Source organism: Bifidobacterium pseudocatenulatum DSM 20438 = JCM 1200 = LMG 10505 (genome assembly GCF_001025215.1).
Classification (GTDB): domain Bacteria; phylum Actinomycetota; class Actinomycetes; order Actinomycetales; family Bifidobacteriaceae; genus Bifidobacterium; species Bifidobacterium pseudocatenulatum.
The window spans coordinates 1,938,217-1,958,525 of the sequence record NZ_AP012330.1 but is presented as its reverse complement, the minus strand read 5'-3'; the positions used below and the strand labels follow the sequence as shown (position 1 = coordinate 1,958,525).

Sequence of the window (20,309 nt, the reverse complement as noted above, 5' to 3'; positions counted from 1 at the left end):
TCCAGATACACAAAGAGGGGGCCTTCCAATCGCGGAAGATCCCCTCTTAGGCTTTTTAGCCGGCTGAGCCGTTAAGCAGACAGTCCTGTGGACTGTCTGTAGGTGAAGTGAACGGCTTTGCCACGAAGGCTGCCGGTTTCACCTACAGTTGCCATTAGTTCTTCGGCTTTTTAGCCGGCGGCTCTCCAAGTTCGCTGTCGGCCACAATCACGTCGATGGCGGCTTCGGCATCAGCCTTGGCCTCCTTGACGGCTTCCTTGGCTGCTTCGGCGGTTTCCTTGACGGCCTTCAGTGCGGCGGCCGCTCCCATGAAGGAGATGCGTCCGACCACGCGACCGGCCTCGGCGATATCGCCCAATGCGCTTTCGATGGATTCGCGCGCTTCATCGGAAACGCCCAGCTGCACGGAAAGGATCGGGGTCTTCATTGAAACCTTGGCCTTCGACTTGATGCCACGCAGCGCGGCCAGAGCTTCACCGGCATGGGTGAGCAGCTCCGGGGAGACGGCTGCTGCGGCCGCATCGTACGTTTCAGCCTTCGGCCATGCGGCGTGGTGCACGGAGCCTTCGCCCTCATGCATCCAGCTCCACACTTCTTCGGTGGCGTACGGCAGGTACGGTGCCAGCAGGCGTGCGAAGGCATCCAAGCCCAGTCCCAGCGCGGTGCGAGCGGACTTCACGGCCTTCTCGCTCGGCACATGGCCGGTGGAGTCTGCGGTGCCGTATGCACGGTTCTTGACCAGCTCGATGTAATCGTCGCAGAACTGCCAGAAGTAGTTTTCGATGACTTCCAAAGCCTTGGAATGCTCGTAGTTGTTGAGGCTTTCGGTGGCTTCGCGCACTACGAGGGCCATCTTGGCCATGGCTGCGCGGTCCAGCGGCTCGGTCACGTCGGCAGGGTTCCAGCTTGCGGTTGCCGGAGCGCCCACATGGTGGTTCTCATCCTCACGGCCGATGGCCAGTGCGAACTTGGTGGCGTTGAGCAGCTTGATGGCCAAACGGCGGCCGATCTTCATCTGGCCTTCGTCGTAGGTGGCATCCAGGCCCAAACGTGCCGCAGCGGCCCAATAACGCACCGCGTCGGCGCCGAACTGCTTGATCGGCTTGTCTGGCACAACTACGTTGCCCTTGGACTTCGACATCTTCTTGTGATCCGGATCAAGAATCCATCCAGACAGGGTGGCATTGGCCCACGGCAGACACTTGTTCTCGAGATGCGCGCGATCCACGGTGGAGAACAGCCAGGTGCGGATGATGTCCTGACCCTGCGGACGCAGATCCATCGGGAAGGTGGCGTTGAAAATCGCCTGGTTCTCTTCGCCTGGCTCTTCCCAGCGGGTCACGATCTGCGGGGTGAGCGACGAGGTCGCCCACGTATCCATGATGTCAGGTTCGGCGGTGAAGCCACCGGGCACGTCGCGCTGGTCCTCGCTGTAGCCTTCCGGCACATCGTCGGTCGGATCGATCGGCAGGCGGTCCTCGCTCGGCACGATCGGATGATCGTAATCGGCGGTGCCATCTTCCTTCACCGGATACCACAGCGGGAACGGCACGCCGAAGAAGCGCTGACGGGAGATCAGCCAATCGCCATTCAGGCCGTTCACCCAGTTTTCGTAACGCACGCGCATGAAATCAGGATGGAAGTTCAGTTCGCGACCGCGTTCGATCAGTTCGGCGTTCAGCTTCTGATCGGTGCCGCCGTTCTTGAGGTACCACTGGCGGGAAGTGACGATTTCGAGCGGCTTGTCACCCTTCTCGTAGAAGTTCGTCATACGCTTGGTCGGAGTCGGTTCGCCGTCAAGATCGCCGGATTCGCGCAGTGCGTCGACGATGATCTTGCGTGCGGAGAATGTCGTCTTGCCGGCGGTTTCCTGGAAGATGCGCTTGCCTTCCTCGTCTTCGATCCAGTCCGGGGTGTCCATCACGATGCGTCCGTTGCGCTGGATGATGGAACGCAGCGGCAGGTTCAGATCACGCCACCACTCAACGTCGGTCACGTCACCGAACGTACAGCACATGGCGATACCTGCGCCCTTGTCCATTTCCGCGGCCTTGTGCGCCAGAATCGGCACCTTCACGTGGAACAGCGGGGAGTAGACGTACTGGCCGAAATACGGCTTGTAACGCTCGTCATCCGGGTGCGCGATCAGTGCGCCGCAGGCTGCCAGCAGTTCCGGACGGGTGGTTTCGATGTAGATCGGAGTGCCGTCTTCGAAGCGGAACGCCACCTTGTGGTAGAAGCCCGGATATTCGCGGGATTCCAGCTCGGCCTGGGCCACTGCGGTCTGGAAGGTCACATCCCACAGGCCCGGAGCGTCTTTCTGATACGCTTCGCCGCGGGCCAGATTGCGCAGGAACGCCTTCTGGGCCACGCGCTGCGGGTGCTCGCCGATGGTGTGGTAGGTCTGCGTCCAGTCGATGGACAGGCCGAGGGAACGCCACAGCGCCTCGAACTGCTTCTCATCCTGGGCGGTGAGCTTCTCGCACAGTTCGATGAAGTTCTTACGGGAGATCGGAACCTGATCCTTGGCGTCGATCTTCTTGCCATCGGTGCCTTCGAACGGCGGCACGAAATCAGGATCGTACTTGAGGGAGGTGTCCACACGCACGCCGTAATAGTTCTGCACACGGCGTTCGGTTGGCAGGCCGTTGTCATCCCAGCCCATCGGGTAGAACACGTCGTAGCCGTTCATGCGCTTGAATCGCGCGATCACATCGGTATGCGTGTACGAGAACACGTGGCCCACGTGCAGGTGGCCGGAAACGGTGGGCGGCGGGGTATCGATGGAATACACGGCCTTGCGGTCGCGGGTGCCCTGGAACTTGTAGACTTCGCTTTCGTCCCAGACTTCGCGCCACTTGTCTTCGAGACCGTCCACGCCGACCTTGTCGGGCAGCGGCGTGAGGTTCGCGTTGATGGTATTATCTTGGCTTTCAGTCATAAACGCTAGTCTAGAAAGCGAATGTGACAACTTACGGAACTGCAGCCGAATGCCGAAATCGCAAGAAAATCAGCGCAACACACGGATTGTCCGCAGTGTTCGGCGATTGATTGACAATCGCGGGAAAATCACTGCAACTTCACTCTGCTCAACGGCAGCAGACGGTCGGTCAGATTTTTCGGATATCCCTGCAATTGGTCGCTTACCGCCATGAAATTCTTGCGCGTGTACAGCCAGTCGCTTGCCGCGTTTTCGCTGACGGCGCGTGCATACGTGCGCATGCGTGCCTGATAATCGTCATCATTGGTGGCCGCCATCGCGTCCGCATATGCCTGCTGCACATCGCCGTTCTCATAATGGAACACGCTCTGGCCGTCGGTGAATACGCTCGCATCGTTTTCGCCGCTCATGGTGGTGAGCGCGATATTGTAGGTGCCCGCGTTCATGCGTTCCGTGACTTGCGCCGCGGAATCGAGCACTTCCAGATTGACGCCGATATTGAGCTGTTCGATCGCCGATTTCACGGTGTTGCCGATCTGCTCATATTCCTTGGGCACCAGCAGATCGATATCGGCGATATAGTATGCGCCGAAATAGCTGCGCATCTGCTGGCCCTGCTCAAGATTGTAGGGGAACAGTTCGCTCAGATCCTCATACCCGTCTTCCAGCGGGCTTATCGGGCCTCCGAGCGGCGAATAGGCGTCCGGAGCGTCTTTGGCGATGGTCTGCGCGTCGATGGCGTATCTCGTCATTTTGCGGATCTGCTCGTCGGAGAACGGGCTTTCGGTGCCGTTATTGAAGGCGAGCATCACTTTGTCGAAGCTGATGCCGCTGTCGGAGTTGATGCCGCTTTGCTGGTTGAGCTCATCGGCGGCAGACGCGCTCAACGGCAATGCCATGCTGATTTTCTTGGCTTCCATGGCGCTGACCAGCGAATCTTCGGAAGCGTAGTAATACAGCGTTATTTGCGATGCGGCGGCTTTGGTGCCCCAATACGAGTCGTTGCGCTGCAGCACGATCTGTGTTTTCGACGAGGCTTCCACGGTGAACGGTCCCGATCCCACGGCTTTCTTGCCGTAATTCGCCGTGCTTTCCTCATCGTAAACAATGCCGGCACGCCCGCTCAACGCGCGCAGAAGGCACGGATTCGGCTGATTGAGGGTGATGACCACCGTTTTTTCGTCGGGATTGGTGATTTCCTTGAGACTACCAAGTTGGTCGGATCCCACGTAATTGTTGTTGATGACGTTTTGCAGCGACCAGACCACGTCGGACGAGTCGAGCTTGTGTCCGTTGGCGAAGGTCATGTTGCTGTTGAGCGTGAACGTGTAGGTCAGTCCGTCGTCGGAAATCTGCCATGATTTCGCGATTGACGGCTGCAGTTTGTTGGTTTCGCTGCGTGACACCAGGGTTTCGTACACGTTTTCGAGCAGCGCCTGCTCCAGCGCGGTGCCCTGTTCGGTGCGGATGTCGAGCGATTCCGGCGCGCTGCCCTGAATGCCGATGGCCACGGAGGAGTCGGAAACGAGCGTGGTGAAGGAGGTAATCGGATTTTTGCGGTTCGTCAGCGACCAGCCCAGCCAGGTCATGACGCTGAGCATGATGGCGACGCCGAAAAAGATCAGCCATCGCGTGATTTCGGCTTTCAGCTTGGCTTCCCGCCCGTTTTCTTCTTCCATGGTGTCTTCCATGGTGCTGAGTCTAGTTGGCACAGGCTACAGCGGGCATGCGCGTTACGCTGCGAATGCGCTCGGACAGGTGTCGTTAAGGGGGCAGTTGAGGCAGTCGGGCTTGCGCGCATGGCATATGGCACGACCATGCAATATCAGCCTGTGAGACAGGTCCGTCCACTCTTCGGGCGGGAAGCAGGCGGTGATCTCTCGTTCGATGGCTTTGGGGTCGGGGGAGCCGCTCGCCCAGTCCGAACGCCAGCGCAGCCGCCCGGTCACACGGATCACATGCGTGTCGACAGGGAATCCCGGCACGCCAAAAGCATTGCCAAGCACCACGTTCGCGGTTTTGCGCCCGACCCCGGGCAGACTTGTCAAAGCATCCATGGTTTGCGGCACCTCGCCGTCGAACCGTTCGCACAATGCGTAAGAAAGTCCGATGATGTTCTTTGCCTTCGTATGATGAAATCCGATGGAATGAATGATGCTTTCCACGTGTTCGGGATTGGCGCTCGCAAGTGCGGCCGGTCCCGGATATTCGCCGAATAATTCCGGTGTGACCATATTCACGCGTTTGTCGGTGGTTTGCGCGCTTAGCACGGTCGCCACCAGCAGCTCAAACGGGTTTGAAAAATTCAGCGCGCATTTCGGATGCGGAATCTCCTCGCACAATACGGCGTATTCCTGATGCATGCGTGACAGTCGCGCTTGTTTCGATTCCCGGGGCATGGCACCAGTCTACCGTCGCATGAATATGCAATCGCGCGTACGAAAGTGAGATAGCCGACAGTCAGATCGCAAGTATCGTGGCAATCGCAAGCATCGCAAATCGCAGGCAATGCTTGCAATGCGAATAGTGCGACAATCAGTTTTCGCTCGAAGCGTTGTGGGCTGCGGCGTCCTTGGCTGCCGCCTCGCCTTCCTCTTCTTCCGGAGGATCAAAACGATAGCCGACATTGCGCACGGTACCGATCACATGCTCGTATTCGCCGCCCAGCTTGGCGCGAAGACGACGGATATGCACGTCGACGGTGCGGGTGCCGCCGTAATAGTCATAGCCCCACACTTCCTGCAGCAGCTGCGCGCGGGTGAACACGCGTCCCGGATGCTGCACGAGGTACTTGAGAAGCTCGAACTCCTTGTATGCCAAGTCGATCGGATGCCCATGCAGACTTGCCGTATAGCCGTTGGTGTCCACCACCAGGTCGCCGGAGTGGATCATGCCGTCTTCGTTCTGCACGCCCGATTCTCCGGAACCGGAAACCGCATTGACCGGCGAGTTGCCGCGCTCGGATACCAAGCGAAGACGCCCCTCAACTTCGGCCGGGGAAGCGGACGCCACCACCACGTCGGCGATGCCCCACTGCGAATTGACCACGGTGAAGCCACCCTCGGTGAGGACGAGCACGATCGGCGTGGACAGTCCGGATGCATGAATCAGGCGGCACAATGTTTTCGCCGTGGCCAGATCATCTCGCGCATCCAGAAAAAGAATGGTGTTTTCCGGCATTTTCACCAGACTTGCCGCGTCCATTGGTAGCACGCGTACGCGGTGGGAAAGCAGCGCCAGAGAAGGAAGCACGGTAGCTGGGTCGCTAGCGAACGTCATAAGCGTCAGATCCGTCACGTTAGCTCCCTTTGTCTCTTGTACTGGTTTTGTATCGTTGCCGCGATTGTACTCTTGTTGTGTGTTGTCGGCGTTTCATTAATTTTATCTGAACTATGTGGACACTTGCGGCTACATTTAATGGTATCGCATACGTAATGACCACATTATGGAAAATCATGAAAAGGGGACGAAATGACCGCCTCTGAAAAAGTTGCCGTCAAGTCGGCTCAGAAAGCCTCGTTCGGCAAGGTGTTTGCCGTCCAAATCGCCGCATATGTGGTGCTGGTTGTGCTTGCTCTGATTCCCGGCATTTCCTATGGGAATGCGGAAGAGCCCGCAATCGTGTCGTTCACGGTTGTGGCTTCCGTGGCGATGATTGCGCTGCTTGCCGTGTTCAACCCGTTCCGCGATGGTGTTGCGGGGCATGCGATTTCCGTGATTGCGGGCTTGCTTTCCGTGGTGTGTGCCACGACGATGATGCTCGGACGTGCGATTTTCCCTGCCGGTTTGGGTGACGAAGACACGTTTTGGATGCAGGAAGGCTGGATCGCCGGCGTCGGCGGTCTGCTGATCCTGCTGATTGTGGTTTCGTTCGGGCGTCAGATGGCGCGTGAGAACCGTACGCATCTGATTCGTTCGCTGTCGCACAATGTTGTGGAAGGCGTTGCCATGATTGGCAGCGCGGGCTGGTGCTTCCTATCGACGCTGCTGCCGATTCGTTCCGGCGAAAACGCGGCTTCCACCGATTATGGCTCGACGACGGCGTGGGCTGTTGCGGTGATTGTGGCGTTGTTGCTGATTATCGCGCTTGACGCGTGTTCGTATTGGTGGAATCGTGATGCCGATCCCGATCCGCAATCCAAGAATCCGTGGATCGGCATTGCGCTGCTGCCGGTTATGATTTCCGGAATTGTGGTCGGTATCGCATCGTACGCGACCGTCATGTTCTAATAGTGTGATTCCTGCAATCGCGAGAAAACGCGAAAGCGCAGGAAAATAATCGCAAGTATTTGCGGCAAGCGGTAATGTAAAAGCCCATAATCATGTGCGATTACGGGCTTTTACTGTAAGTTTGTATATTTATTTGTATATCTGATTTGCGATTATTATGCGAGGAATCCGAGATGTTCCAGCAATACTTTCACGCCGATCAGAATAAGCACGACGCCACCTGCGATCTGTGCGGGCTTCTGCCAGCGCGAGCCGAACGCGCGACCGATATACAGACCGGCTGCGGAGAACAGGCCGGTGGTGATGCCGATGATGATCACTGAAATCCAAATGTTCAACGACATGAATGCGAAACTGACGCCGACGGCGAATGCGTCGATGCTGCAGGCCACGGCGAGCGGAAGCATGTGCTTCCAATCGAAATCAGCGGTTTCCTTGGCGTTCTCTTCATCCTCTTCGAATGCTTCACGCACCATGTTGCCGCCGATGAGGGCGAGCAGGCCGAAAATGATCCAATGGTCGACGGCGGTCACGTATTTGCTGAACGTGGAGGCGGCGAAATAGCCGAGCAGTGGGAAAAGCGCCTGAAATCCGCCGAACCAGAGGGCGGTTTTGAACGCGTCGAGGCCGCGTAGTTTTTTGACGGTGAGACCTTTGCCGATGGAAACGGCGAATGTGTCCATCGATACGGAAACGGCAATAAGTAATGTTTGAATCAACATAGCTGGTATATAGGTTCATCCCGCCGGTTTCCCACGGGATGGGCCTCGACGGAGTCTCACGTCCGCCTACGCCTAGGGGTACCGACATAGAACTGCCGCGCCAGCCAGCGGGCTTTGAATTCTGCGAATACTGTTCGCATGCCGTGAATTACGTGTTCCACTATAGCGGCCCCGGCGAATATGCGCGTGCAGTATGAGTGTATCCCGTCTGCGGGCTGTTTCTTCCACTCGCTGGAGGAATCTGGGCACTTGGAGGGTATGGTTTTGTCCGTTTTCCTCCAATCGGTGGAGGAATCTGCCCGCTGAGAAGTTGATTTGCGGGCATTTTCTTCCAGTGACTGGCGGAATCTGGACGTTGGAAGGTATGCAAAAGCCCGTTGACGTGTGCGAGTGCGTACGTCAACGGGCTTTCCTCGGATTGCTACCTAAAGCTATCTAGAAAGGCGTGGAAATCACTTCTCGGATTCTTCGAGGCGCTTGCGGGCGGCCACGATTTCTTCCTCGGCCTTGGCGGCACCGGTCCAGTAATCGCCCGGCAGCACTTCCTTGCCCGGCTCCAGAGCCTTGTACTGCTCGAAGAAGTGCTTGATTTCAGCCTTGTGGTACTCGGAAACGTCTTCGACATCCTTGATGTCGTCGAAACGTACGTCAGCCGGCACGCACAGCACCTTGTCATCTCCGCCAGCCTCGTCGACCATGTGGTACAGGCCAACGGCGCGGCATTCCACCACGCAGCCCGGGAACACGGAGTTCGGGATCATGACGAGCGCGTCGAGCGGATCGCCATCCTCGCCCAGAGTGCCGTCGATGTAGCCATAGTCATCCGGGTAACCCATGGAAGTGAACAGGGTGCGGTCCAGGAACACGCGGCCGGTCTCGTGGTCCACTTCGTACTTGTTCTTGGAGCCGCGCGGAATTTCCACCACGACGTTGAAGGTTTCTGCCATGTCATTTCTCCTTGAGATTGGGCAGTTTGCATTATCAGTAACCACAATACCGCTTTCCACCGAAGTGGAACCGGTATTGTGGTATGAATCGAAACGAATTTCTAGTCGAGCTGACCGAGATTAATCAGATCGATTGAGACTCAATCAGTCTTCGACTACGGTGAGCACGTGTGCCACGTCGGCCCAAGGGGCGAGCGAAACGTAGTTGTCGTAACCCCATTCGAAGTCGCGGCCGGTCAGCTCATCATGCACCTTGAGCGGCTTGTCGGTGGCGAAACCGAAGTCGCCAAGCTCGATGTGCACAATGGACTGGTGCGCGTTGTGTCCGTCGAGGTTCACGATCACGATCATCGTATCTGCCTTGCCGGTACCGGTCAGTTCGGCCGGAGTCTGACGCAGGAATGCGATCACGCCCGCGTCGTCGCTCGGCAGAATGTGCAGGTTGTGGTAGCTGCGGCAAGCCGGGTGAGTGTCACGGATCTTGTTGAGCGAGGTCAGCAGTTCGGCGATGCCGTACTTTTCGGTGCTGTCCCAATCGCGCACCTTGACTTCGTACTTCTCGTTGTCGATCTGCTCTTCGAAGCCCGGACGCTGCTTGTTTTCGATCAGCTCGTAGCCGTTGTAAATACCCCAGCTCGGGCTGCCCATAGCGGCGAGCACCGCACGCACCGCATGGCCGGCAATGCCGTTGTCGCGCACGTAGGCGGTGAGAATATCCGGAGTGGTGGGCCAGAACGTGTTGTGCTGGTAGAAGCCGCCATTGCCGTTGGTCTCTTCGAGGTACTCTTCGAGCTCTTCCTTGGTGTTACGCCACGGGAAGTAGCAGTGCGACTGCGTGAAGCCCACATAGCTCAGCGCGCGCATCATGCCCGGGCGGGTGAACGCCTCGGCAAGGAACAGCACTTCCGGATGCTTCTTCGTAACGGCGGCAATCACATCCTGCCAGAAACGCACCGGCTTGGTGTGAGGATTGTCAACGCGGAAGATCGTCACACCCGCCTTGACCCACAGATCCATAATGCGTTCGACTTCCTTTTCGATGCCTTCCATGTCGGCATTGAAGTCGATCGGGTAAATGTCCTGATACTTCTTCGGTGGATTCTCTGCGAATGCGATGGTGCCGTCCGGCTTGGTGCGGAACCAGTTCGGATGCGCCTTGACCCACGGATGGTCAGGCGAGCACTGCAAAGCGAAATCAAGCGCGATTTCCAAGCCCAGCTCGTGGGCGCGCTCGCAGAATGCCTTGAAATCGTCCATGGTGCCAAGCTGCGGGTCAACGGTGTCGTGGCCACCCAGTTCGGAGCCGATGCCGAACGGGGAGCCCGGATCGTTCGGGCCGGCTACCAGGGAATTGTTGCGTCCCTTGCGGTTGGTCACGCCAATCGGGAAGATCGGCGGCAAATACACAATGTTGAAGCCTTCGGCTGCGGCGCGTTCCAAGCCGGCGATCGACGTCTTGAGGTTGCCGGGAACGATCTTGCCGTCTTCACCGTAGTAGGCTCCTTCGGAACGTGGGAAGAACTGATACCAGGAGGCGAAGCTGGACTTCGGGCGTTCCACACGGAAACGCTGCGGATTCGACTCGGACAGGCCGTCGCGCAACGGGTTGGTTTCGTGCAGCTGCTCGATGTCGCTGCTCTGGACTGCGGCGAGACGCTCTTCGGCGCTCAGCGACTTGTTTTCCATGGTCTTGGCGGCGTCGCGCAGCACCTTCTTGTCGGCTGCGGAAAGCTTGGAATCCTTCGCGTCAGCCCAACGTGCGAGCAGCTGTGCGCCGGATTCCAGCGCATTCTCCACGTCGTCATTCACTTTAACCTTGATGGCGGCGTCGTGCAGCCAAGACTGGTAGGTGTCTTCCCAGCCTTCGATCACGATCTGCCATTTGCCCAGCTGACGCTTGACGGCGGCATAATCGGCATCCCACGGCTTCAGATCGCTGTGTTCGCCGATCTTGACCATGGCTTCCCAGCGGTCGAGGCCCGGATTGGTGCAGGTCATGGCGAAACGTTCAACCTCGCGGCCGCGTGCGTTACGCACGGACACGGTCGCTCCTGCCTTGGTGCGGCCTTCGATGAACACTTGGGCGGTGACGTTGAATGCTTCGCCGAGCTCCACGCGTGCCGGGAACAGGCCGTTCTCAACGTTCGGGGTGATGTCGAGCACGTTCACGCGGCCGAACTGTTCGGGGCTGGTGCGTTCGATGACGGGGGCTGGGGCTTCGCCGACCGTTTGCGGTGCGGCGGCCTTCGCTTTGGTGGTGCGCTTGCGAGCGGTGGATGCCGTGGACTTTTTGGCTGCGGCGGTGCGCTTGCTAGGCGTCTGAGACGTTGCCGATGCCGTTTTGGCGGCCGCGCTTTTGGCGGTCGTCTTCTTGACGGCTGGTTGCTTGGTTGCGGTGGTGCGCGGTTCCGCGCTCTTATCTTCTTCTGCCATACCGCCGATTATAGAGGAGAAAAGGTGGATTTGGGTGAACTATCTTCCGACCAGCGATTTCCACCCTTTGTGGATAACTTGTTTACCTACGATTGGTAAAACGTTTTTTGTGGATAAGTTACGTTTGCTGACAAGCGAAGTTGTCCACAAAAACGGCAAAAAGAACGTCCTCCGACCACAACCCTTGAAAAAGGCCATGTGGCAATCGCAAGTATGCAAGCCTGTTGAATTACGACAACAACGATGTGCATATCGAAAGGACGATGCGATGAATGCGATGAAACGACATACGCTTGCGATTCTGGCCGCGGTATTGGCGGCCTGCATCATAATCGTGGGAATGACCTGCCCGGCCGCGCTGGCCGCCGAACAGCTGCTGCGCGCGAACGGCAAGCATTACAACTATTTTCTCGATGGAAAACCGTATGTGATCGGGGTGAACGCGGAATCGAGATCGGGCAAATTCTATTATTGCCGGCAAATCGAAAGCATGACCGACTATAAGGTCACCGAAACCACCACCGTGGAAAATACGGAAGCGGCGCGGCGCCTCGCATGGCTGCTGTCCGAATATCAACATGACGGGGAACCGGTGCTCACGTATGCGGCGATCGGCGTGCTGGTGCACCGCAACTATGACGACCAAAAGGTGTGGGTCAGGCATGAGCAATACCTCTTCTCGGTGATGGACGGGCTGGAAAGCAAGGTCAACGAGCTTTGGGAGGAGGCCGCGAACAAGCTGCCGGTTTCTTCGAGGGTGACGCGTGATGATCGGCAGGGATTGCGGTCCGGAAGCCTGTTCGTGCAGTTGCTGGATTCGAGTGGACAGCCGATCGAGGGCGTATTCACGGCGACGATCGAAGGTCCGGCCGTGTTCGACGAGGACGACGAGCCCACGGCAGTCGGCTGGGCCGAACTGGAGGGAACCACCGTGTATTGGCATGCAACGGGTGCCGGCGAGGTCAATATCAAGGTCGGATACCAGTCCGTGGGATTGGATGAGGCCGTCACCGCGCAGAAAATGATGGTGCTGAACGATGTGGTGGAACGTGAGGATAGCCTGCTGACGTTCAATGTCGACAACCTTTATGCCCCCGAGCAGGAAATGCCGCAGACAGGAAGTCCGATGGGGCTGGTGTTGGGTTTGGCGGCTGCCGTGATGTGCTGCGGGGCGTTCATGCTGTATGCGGTACGGCGACGATGATATGCGGCGATGATGTCGTCTCGCGGAGGTGATGCTTCTCGATGAGAGTTGCGATATTTCAGCTGCAATATATTCCGCATGTGCGTGAGAATACGGCTATATCATGCTGAAAACGTTGAAATTAAGCCGCAGACGAACATATTTTTCTGCTGACGAACTCCCATTTTCACGTATCTACAATCATGGCGTCGTCGATACGAATGGAGGTTGCGATGACAGAAGAACATGCAGATGAAACGATGGTCGCGAGCATGCGTGCGGATGCCGAACGGCAGGGAGCCGATGATCGGAAGGTCACCGATGCGCCGCATTATCTGGCGCGGGTGCTGATGGCCAACGGCATACGAAACATGTATGGCGTGGTCGGCATTCCCGTCACCGATTTCGCGCGCATCGCGCAGGGCATGGGTATGCGATTCGTGGGCATGCGCCATGAGGAGGACGCTGTGAACGCGGCCGCGGCCGACGGATTCATCACCGGTCGGCCGGCTGTCACGTTGACGGTATCCGCTCCAGGATTCCTCAACGGTCTACCGGCACTGCTGGAAGCCACGGTGAACGGCTATCCGGTCATCATGATCGGCGGCTCCTCAACCCGCCATGTGGTCGACCTTGAGGAAGGCGAATACGAAGGCCTCGACCAGATGAACTACGCCAAGCAGTTCTGCAAGGCTTCGCTGCGCATCGACCGCATCGAAGATATTCCGCTCGCGGTGGCCCGTGCCATGCATATCGCCTCTTCAGGACGCCCAGGCGCGGTGTACATCGATTTCCCCGATGACACCGTGGCGCAGACCCTGAGCCAAAGCGAAGCCGACCGCCTGATGTGGACGGCAACCGACCCGGCCCCCGCCATGGTGCCGGCACGCAAATCCATCGACGCGGCGCTCGCATTGCTGCGGCAGGCCGAACGTCCGCTCATGGTGATCGGCAAAGGCGCCGCAATCGCCCGCGCCGAAGAGGAAATCCGCGAATTCGTCAAGAAAACGGATATTCCATTCCAGCCAATGTCCATGGCCAAAGGCGTAGTGCCCGATACCGACCCACACAGCACGGCAAGCTGCCGTTCCATCGCGCTACGCAACGCCGACGTGGTATTGCTGGTCGGCGCGCGACTCAACTGGATGCTGTCGTTCGGCCAGGGCAAAACGTGGAACGAACATGTGAAATTCATCCAAATCGACATCAATCCGGAAGAAATCGAAAACACGCGCAGTATCGACGTACCAATCGTGGGGGATATTCGTTCCGCCATGACGCTGCTCAACGGATCTCTGGAAGAATACCCGTTCAAAGCTGACGAAACCTGGCTGAACATGCTGAAGGAAGCCAGCGCGAAAAACGTGGCGAAATTTGAAACCCGCGAACAATCCGATCAGCTGCCCATGAGCCATTTCAACGCCTTGGGAGCCATCAAAAAGGTGTACAACAAACACCATGAAGATCTCATTCTCACCAATGAGGGAGCCAATTCGCTCGATGATTGCCGCAACATCATCGACATGCTCGAACCGCGCCATCGTTTGGACTGCGGCACGTGGGGTGTGATGGGCTGCGGCACCGGCTATGCGATTGGCGCGGCGCTTTCCACTGGCAAGAAAGTGCTGTACATCGGCGGCGATTCCGCATTCGGCTTCGATGGTATGGAAGTGGAGGTGGCCTGCCGCTACCAGCTGCCCATCACCTTCGTGGTGCTCAACAACGGCGGTATCTACCGCGGCGACTTCGAAAACCTTGGAGCGGACGGTGATCCGTCGCCGCTGACGCTTACTTACAACGCGCATTACGAGAAGGTCCTCGAAGCGTTCGGGGGTAAAGGTTACTATGCCAGCACTCCGGAAGAAGTCGAACGCATGGTCGGCGAGGCGGTCGAATCAGGCAAGCCAAGCTTCGTGCATGTGCAGATCGCGCAGTATGCGGGCAAGGAATCCGGCAATATCGGAGCGTTGAATCCGAAGCCGGTGGTCGGAGCCCTCGTTGATTCCGAAGTCACCATGTACGACTACGCGACCGGCGCTCGCATGTAGCGCATCGGTTGTCGGTATGACATGTGGGCGTGCGAACGGTGGAATGCGTGCGCCCACTTTTTCTGCCTGAAAACCAATGATCCGATCAACGTATCTGCAATATCAGCAATCAAACAATATTGCAGAAGATTGCAGATAGAAAAAATATAAAGAAAGAACGACAGTGATAAACATACTTGTTGACGACATCGTGCCAATTATTGTCATTATGGCATTAGGGTATATTTGTGGAAAATTCAGTTATTTTGATGACGATCAGCGGCAGGGACTTAATAAACTTGTGTTGAATATCGCGCTTCCTGCGGCGTTATTTGTGTCCATCATCAAATCGACCCGTGCAATGCTTGCGAAAGACGCAACATTGACCGCCATCAGTTTCATCGGCGTCATCGTCATGTTTATGGTGAGCTATTATCTGTGCCGGTTGCTGTTCCACCGCAGCATTCAGGAGGCGGCCGTCTGTGCTCTGATCGCAGGATCTCCGACGATTGGTTTCCTTGGATTCGCTGTGCTTGATCCGATTTACGGCAACACCGTCAGCACGAATCTCGTCATAGCCATTATTTCCATCGTGGTCAACGTGGTGACCATTCCGATCGGCATGTATCTGATCAACCTCGGCCAGGCCAAAGACCGAGCGAAGTTTAGCGTGCAGGCCGAAAACGCGGTCAATGCAAAGGCCAATGCAAAAGGCGATATCACGCTTGACCCGGCGCGAGATGCCGCAACCGACAAAACCGCCGAACTTATGGTGCATGGCACGTCGAATACGGGAAAGAACCGCAACGGCAATCTGCAGGCGTTGCTCGACGCACTGAAGCAACCGATCTGCTGGGCGTCGTTATTGGCCATTTTCCTAGTGTTGGTGGGCATTCATGTGCCAAGCCAGGTGGCGCCGACCTTCGATCTGATCGCCAAAGCGAATTCCGGTGTGGCCGTGCTTTCCGCGGGCCTCGCGCTTTCCACGGTGAAATTCTCGCTCGGTTGGGAAACCATCTGGAACACGTTCTTCCGCCTGATTCTGACGCCTGCAGTGTTCCTTGGCGTGGCGCTGTTGTGTGGCATGGGCGGTGACATGAACAAGATTTCGATGCTGGTGATGGCGGTCGCGTTGCCGCCGGCGTTCTCAGGCATCATTATTTCCAGCCGTTACAACATTTATGTAAAAGAAGGCGCCTCGACCACGGCCGTCGCCACGGTGGCATTCGCGGCCACCTGTCTGCTGTGGATCTGGCTCGTCCCCTTCTGCGTGGGCTGATTCAGTATCCTCACTGTAGCTCACGAAGCGCATATAGTAACGGAACGTTGAAATTCCAACGTTCCGTTACTGCATGCGCTTTTTGTGACGGTAAACCGTAAGACGTAAGACATGTGGTTGTGTGCGGAAGTGCGGGGCGTGGACTGCAATGGATGTGACGCATAACAAATAAGGGCGAATCTTGTGATCCGCCCTTATTCGTGCGCCAGTGCGCGCTAACGTGCGTTACTTCAAATCAGCCTGCACGCCATCGTTGCCGCCGATCACACCGGAATCACGCAGCGAAGCGATCTGATCGTCGTCATATCCCAACGCATGCAGAATCTCACGGTTATGCTCGCCCAGCTTCGGCGCACGCTGGTAATCCGGCACGAAATTACTCATCGTAAACGGCATGCCGATCGTCTTGAAATCGCCGCGCGCATCCTGCTGGTCAATGGTCACAATCGTGCCATCCCCATTCAAATCAGGATCGTTCTCCAACTCATACCAATCCAACACCGGGCCGACCGGCACGCCCTTCGCACCCAATTCCTTGGTCAGCGTGTACTTGTCGAACTGCATGGTGTACGCCTCAACACGCTGGTACACCTCGGTTTTATGCTCGTCACGCGCATTGGCGGTATTGAAACGCGGGTCGGTCAGCCAATCCTCGAATCCCATCGCATGGCAGAAATTCTCGAAGCCCTTCTTGGACTGTTGAACCACTATATATACGTAAGCGTTCGGGTCATGCTCCCAGCCTTTCGCGCGGTAGCACCAGCCAAGCACCAAACCACCCTCCGCATTCGCTGCGCGCGGAATGGCTTTGCCTTGCTTGCCCCACTCATAATTCGGGTAGCAGTCATAGTAGGAAAGCTTGCCCAAACGGTCGAGAATCAACTGGTCGCGCAGCTTGACACGGCACAAGTTCAGCACCGCATTCTGCATCGACTGGTACACATAGCAACCCTCACCGGTATGCTCGCGCTGCAACAGCGCCGAAAGAATGGCGATCAGCAGATGCATTCCGCTGTTGGAATCGCCCAATGCGGCGCCGGACTGCGTGGGCACATTGCGCTCGCCGTCATACCAGCCGGTGGTGGAAGCGGCACCGCCCGCGGACTGCGCGACCGGCTCGAACGCCTTGACATGCTCGAACCGGCTGCCCTTGTTGAAGCCCTTCAGCGACGCCATGATCAGACGCGGATTGATCGCATGTACGTCATTCCATCCGAAACCAAGCTTTTCCACGTCTCCCGGGCCGATATTCTCTACGAACACGTCGGCTTTCTTCAGGAGTTCGGCGAGGATTTTCTTGCCTTCCGGATCTCTCATGTTCAGCGTGATGGATTTCTTGTTGGCATTGAGCTGAAGGAAGTACAGGGAGTACGAGCCATCCACGTCGTTCATTTCATTACGTGTCGGATCTCCGCCCTGCACCTTCTCCACCTTGATGACGTCGGCGCCCATCCATGCGAGCATCTGCGTGCACGACGGGCCGGACTGCACCTGCGTCCAGTCAATCACGGTGATGCCTTTCAGCGGCGCGGTGTCCTGCGTTGCCTTTGTTGCCGTATCGTGCGTTGCGCTGTCTTGCATTGTGGTGTCCTGCGTCGCGTTGTGCGCGTTCGCTTGATTCATATAATGCATTGCCTTGTTCTCCTTATATCTGGTGATATGTGGTTGGCGAGGTCAACGTAGCGCGTGCAACCTTGGAGAACGTTGGATTTTCAGCCTTGAGCGGCAATCTTCGCTTTCGGCACATGCGATTGGCGGATCCGGCGCATTTTCTCCATACTTTCGGCACATGCGATTGATGAACTCGGCTGATATACCCGGTTTTTGTCGGATTTTGTCCAGATTTTGTCCGGAAATTGGTTTTGGTGAGATTTGACGGAAAACAAAAAAGCTAGGAATTGTTGCAATTCCTAGCTTTCATCAGTAGCGGGGCATGGATTTGAACCATGGACCTCTGGGTTATGAGCCCAGCGAGCTACCGAGCTGCTCCACCCCGCGTCGGCTTGTCTTTAAGACAGCTCTATTAACTTTACGATTACTTCCAAATATGTCAAATCGGCGTGTCGCATCAGTCCGGCCATGCAAAACCGCGTTGCAAATAGCGCGTTATTCATTTTTCCTATAACGGTTTCGGCTGATCGTGGGGGCAGGGAAGTGCGCCATATCCGAGCCCGCACCATAATAGAAGCATGCCTATCAAGATCCCCAGCGGCCTTCCGGCCAGAGACATTCTCGACTCCGAGCGTATTTTCGCGCTTGAAAAGCCTGAAGCGGAGCGCCAGCGCGTGCGTCCGCTCAAGCTGGTGATCTTAAATCTCATGCCGAAGAAAATCGAGACGGAAACGCAGCTGCTGCGTTTGATCTCGAAAAGTCCGCTGCAGGTGGAGATCGATTTCATGAAGACCTCCACGCACGAGGGTACGCATGTGAGCGCCGACCATCTGGTGAAGTTCTATGAGACCATTGAGGCGTTCCAAGACAACTATTACGACGGCTTCGTGGTGACGGGTGCCCCTGTTGAGCATCTTGATTTCGAACAGGTCGATTATTGGGATGAGTTCAAGCAGATTCTTGACTGGGCTTCCGCGCATGTGTTCTCCACTATGTATTTGTGCTGGGGCGCGATGGGTGCGCTCAATTATCGCTATAACGTGCGTAAAGAGAATTTGCCAGAGAAGATTTTTGGCGTGTTTCCGCAGTATTTGCAGGATGAATACTGCTTTTTGACGAACGGCTTCGATGAGATTTGCCTGCAGCCGCATTCTCGCCTTGCGGGGGTGGACGAGGGTGATATCGCGCGCAATCCGGAGTTGCAGGTGCTCACGTGGGGTCCGAAGTCCGGTCCTGGGCTGATCGCCACCCGTGATTTTTCGGAAGTGTTCGCGCTTGGCCATTGGGAGTACGGCAAGTACACCTTGGCCGAGGAGTATGAGCGTGATATGAAGAAGGGCATGACGAATGTGCCGTTCCCCGAAAACTATTTCCCGCATGATGATCCGCAGTTGGAGCCGGTGTTCGCGTGGCGCGCCCATGCCAATCTCCTGTGGCGCAATTGGCTGAATTGGGTGTATCAGACCACGCCATACGATTTGAGCGAGGTTCCGCAGCTTCGTGCGCAGAAGCGTCTTGGCACGGATCGTTCGATTCGTCATCAGCCGGGTTCGCCGCGTGTCGACGCGTTTGCGCCGTTCGTGCGTGACGGTTATGGCGTGATTCACGATTGATTTGTGGATTGATCCGCATATTGATGTGATTGACGTGCGGCCGTGATTGGCGCGTGACTTTACGGCTGTTTACTGGTGGGGGCTTGCGTATGCGGCCCCTCTTTCTTTATATACAGCACCTGTGTTATATGTGATATACTTGGTGAAACGTTTTATCAATATGCTGTTTTCGTAAAACAAACTATTGGTTGCGTCGGCTATCCGACGATTCACAAAGCTGTGTCTAGTTAGTACAGCTTGCTGCGAAACGCCGGTAAAACCAAATGGGAGTATGGAAAAGCCCAAGTGTGTGGATGTTGTCTAGACACGGGCTAATAATCCTATCCAGCCATTCGGAGTCGAATGCGTCGCACGGGACTCCGTTCGCGTCGACGCGCACTTCGAAGTACGCTTTGGTTAAGTAACCAGAACGTCACATTCGACTCGGTTGTTGGGTTAAACTAACAGCTGACACAAGAGCAGGAGGCGTGAATGATTGGTGCATTGGGAAAGGGCATGCTGACCATCGCTGATGGTCCCGAAATGCCCAGTGTCGATGACTTCCTTCCCGATCCGTTCGTTTTTCAGGGCACGCCGTTCGCCATCAACCGCATCATCCTCGTTCGCATCCTTGCGACCGTCATCATGTTGCTGGTTCTCGGAATTACGGCAAGCCGTGCAAAGCTCATCCCCAGCCGTTGGCAGGGAGCAGTCGAATGGTTGATCGAATTCGTCCGTGACAACATCGTCTATCAGGTGATGGGCGAGCTGCGCGGCAAGCGTTATGTGCCGATGATCACCACCGTGTTCTGCACGTTGTTGGTCTTCAATCTGTGTGGCATCATCCCAGGCTTCAATATCGCGGCAAGCGCAACCATTACGCTGCCGCTGGTATTCGCCATGTGGTGCTTCTGCCAATACTGGATTGCAGGCATTCGTGAAAAGGGCCTCGGCCACTTCCTGAGGGATGAGATCTTCCCGAAGGGTGTTCCGGCCCCGATCTACATTCTGCTGTCCCCGATTCAGCTGCTTGAGCTGCTGATTATCCGTCCGTTCTCGTTGACGATCCGACTGTTCGCCAACATGGTTTCGGGCCACTTGATTCTTGCGCTGTGCCTTTCGGCCACGCAGTACTTCCTCATTGATGTGGTGAACAAGGTGTTCATGCCATTCGGCGTCGTCACCTTCGCGGCTGGCATGTTCATGTTCCTGTTCGAAGCGCTGGTCGCTTGCCTGCAGGCTTACATCTTCGCCATCCTGACCACCGCATACATCAATATGAGCTATCCGGAGATCGACTGACCGCCGGCTTTTTAATTGTTGCTTCTTGTCAAGCAATAACCA

14 protein-coding genes and 1 tRNA gene are annotated in these 20,309 nt (G+C 56.6%); 6 read left to right on the top strand and 9 right to left on the bottom strand.

The window, feature by feature from the left end; genetic code table 11:
• Positions 1–154: 154 nt before the first annotated feature.
• The 4 genes from valS to BBPC_RS08025 form a co-directional block, all read right to left on the bottom strand.
• Positions 155–2,941: a valine--tRNA ligase gene (gene valS / locus BBPC_RS08040; RefSeq protein WP_004223236.1), complete on the bottom strand. Its 2,787-nt coding sequence runs from the start codon at positions 2,939–2,941 to the stop codon at positions 155–157.
• Between the two features lie 128 nt (positions 2,942–3,069).
• Entirely contained in the window at positions 3,070–4,620 is a 1,551-nt protein-coding gene (locus BBPC_RS08035) for an ABC transporter substrate-binding protein (RefSeq protein ID WP_033524302.1), read from the bottom strand.
• Between the two features lie 54 nt (positions 4,621–4,674).
• Positions 4,675–5,340: an endonuclease III gene (nth, locus tag BBPC_RS08030; RefSeq protein WP_033524301.1), complete on the bottom strand. Its 666-nt coding sequence runs from the start codon at positions 5,338–5,340 to the stop codon at positions 4,675–4,677.
• Positions 5,341–5,476: 136 nt separating this feature from the next.
• The gene (locus BBPC_RS08025; protein WP_022245579.1) at positions 5,477–6,238 is read right to left on the bottom strand and encodes a winged helix-turn-helix transcriptional regulator; all 762 of its coding nucleotides are present in this window, start codon (positions 6,236–6,238) and stop codon (positions 5,477–5,479) included.
• A 174-nt stretch (positions 6,239–6,412) separates the two neighbouring features.
• Here BBPC_RS08025 and BBPC_RS08020 point away from each other — a divergent pair, with 174 nt between their 5' ends.
• Positions 6,413–7,171, top strand: a complete 759-nt coding sequence (locus BBPC_RS08020) for a hypothetical protein (RefSeq protein ID WP_004223246.1) — start codon at positions 6,413–6,415, stop codon at positions 7,169–7,171.
• 155 nt (positions 7,172–7,326) lie between these two features.
• Here the strand turns inward: BBPC_RS08020 and BBPC_RS08015 are convergent, their stop codons facing one another.
• The 3 genes from BBPC_RS08015 to BBPC_RS08005 form a co-directional block, all read right to left on the bottom strand.
• Entirely contained in the window at positions 7,327–7,893 is a 567-nt protein-coding gene (locus BBPC_RS08015; RefSeq protein ID WP_004223251.1) for a manganese efflux pump MntP, read from the bottom strand.
• A 452-nt stretch (positions 7,894–8,345) separates the two neighbouring features.
• Entirely contained in the window at positions 8,346–8,840 is a 495-nt protein-coding gene (locus BBPC_RS08010; RefSeq protein ID WP_004223253.1) for an inorganic diphosphatase, read from the bottom strand.
• A gap of 144 nt (positions 8,841–8,984) precedes the next feature.
• On the bottom strand, positions 8,985–11,273 hold the full coding sequence (locus tag BBPC_RS08005; RefSeq protein WP_004223256.1) for a maltotransferase domain-containing protein: 2,289 nt from the start codon (positions 11,271–11,273) through the stop codon (positions 8,985–8,987).
• Between the two features lie 268 nt (positions 11,274–11,541).
• Here BBPC_RS08005 and BBPC_RS08000 point away from each other — a divergent pair, with 268 nt between their 5' ends.
• The 3 genes from BBPC_RS08000 (at position 11,542) to BBPC_RS07990 (ending at position 15,762) form a co-directional block, all read left to right on the top strand.
• Entirely contained in the window at positions 11,542–12,477 is a 936-nt protein-coding gene (locus BBPC_RS08000) for a hypothetical protein (RefSeq protein ID WP_004223259.1), read from the top strand.
• 251 nt (positions 12,478–12,728) lie between these two features.
• Positions 12,729–14,504 (top strand): oxalyl-CoA decarboxylase, encoded by a 1,776-nt coding sequence (gene oxc, locus BBPC_RS07995; protein ID WP_033524315.1) that lies wholly within the window; start codon positions 12,729–12,731, stop codon positions 14,502–14,504.
• Between the two features lie 163 nt (positions 14,505–14,667).
• A complete protein-coding gene (locus tag BBPC_RS07990; protein ID WP_004223270.1) occupies positions 14,668–15,762 on the top strand; it encodes an AEC family transporter in 1,095 nt (364 codons plus the stop codon).
• Positions 15,763–15,987: 225 nt separating this feature from the next.
• Here BBPC_RS07990 and frc read toward each other — a convergent pair whose 3' ends face one another.
• Both frc and BBPC_RS07980 read right to left on the bottom strand, forming a co-directional pair.
• The gene (gene frc / locus BBPC_RS07985) at positions 15,988–17,343 is read right to left on the bottom strand and encodes a formyl-CoA transferase (protein WP_047749771.1); all 1,356 of its coding nucleotides are present in this window, start codon (positions 17,341–17,343) and stop codon (positions 15,988–15,990) included.
• 343 nt (positions 17,344–17,686) lie between these two features.
• Positions 17,687–17,760, bottom strand: a tRNA-Met gene (locus tag BBPC_RS07980).
• 191 nt (positions 17,761–17,951) lie between these two features.
• On the opposite strand from BBPC_RS07980, the gene BBPC_RS07975 reads away from it, so the two are divergent.
• Entirely contained in the window at positions 17,952–18,986 is a 1,035-nt protein-coding gene (locus BBPC_RS07975) for a homoserine O-succinyltransferase (RefSeq protein ID WP_004223292.1), read from the top strand.
• 471 nt (positions 18,987–19,457) lie between these two features.
• On the top strand, positions 19,458–20,267 hold the full coding sequence (atpB, locus tag BBPC_RS07970; RefSeq protein ID WP_003833854.1) for a F0F1 ATP synthase subunit A: 810 nt from the start codon (positions 19,458–19,460) through the stop codon (positions 20,265–20,267).
• Positions 20,268–20,309 lie beyond the last annotated feature (42 nt).

What these genes read in the sequence shown, in the direction of transcription:
- valS (WP_004223236.1), bottom strand. Translation starts at nt 2,941, where the DNA reads ATGACTGAAAGCCAAGATAATACCATCAACGCGAACCTCACGCCGCTG.
- BBPC_RS08005 (WP_004223256.1), bottom strand. Translation starts at nt 11,273, where the DNA reads ATGGCAGAAGAAGATAAGAGCGCGGAACCGCGCACCACCGCAACCAAG.
- oxc (WP_033524315.1), top strand. Translation starts at nt 12,729, where the DNA reads ATGCGTGCGGATGCCGAACGGCAGGGAGCCGATGATCGGAAGGTCACC.
- frc (WP_047749771.1), bottom strand. Translation starts at nt 17,343, where the DNA reads ATGCAAGACAGCGCAACGCACGATACGGCAACAAAGGCAACGCAGGAC.
- BBPC_RS08015 (WP_004223251.1), bottom strand. Translation starts at nt 7,893, where the DNA reads ATGTTGATTCAAACATTACTTATTGCCGTTTCCGTATCGATGGACACA.
- atpB (WP_003833854.1), top strand. Translation starts at nt 19,458, where the DNA reads ATGATTGGTGCATTGGGAAAGGGCATGCTGACCATCGCTGATGGTCCC.
- BBPC_RS08010 (WP_004223253.1), bottom strand. Translation starts at nt 8,840, where the DNA reads ATGGCAGAAACCTTCAACGTCGTGGTGGAAATTCCGCGCGGCTCCAAG.
- nth (WP_033524301.1), bottom strand. Translation starts at nt 5,340, where the DNA reads ATGCCCCGGGAATCGAAACAAGCGCGACTGTCACGCATGCATCAGGAA.
- BBPC_RS08035 (WP_033524302.1), bottom strand. Translation starts at nt 4,620, where the DNA reads ATGGAAGAAGAAAACGGGCGGGAAGCCAAGCTGAAAGCCGAAATCACG.
- BBPC_RS08020 (WP_004223246.1), top strand. Translation starts at nt 6,413, where the DNA reads ATGACCGCCTCTGAAAAAGTTGCCGTCAAGTCGGCTCAGAAAGCCTCG.
- BBPC_RS07975 (WP_004223292.1), top strand. Translation starts at nt 17,952, where the DNA reads ATGCCTATCAAGATCCCCAGCGGCCTTCCGGCCAGAGACATTCTCGAC.
- BBPC_RS08000 (WP_004223259.1), top strand. Translation starts at nt 11,542, where the DNA reads ATGAATGCGATGAAACGACATACGCTTGCGATTCTGGCCGCGGTATTG.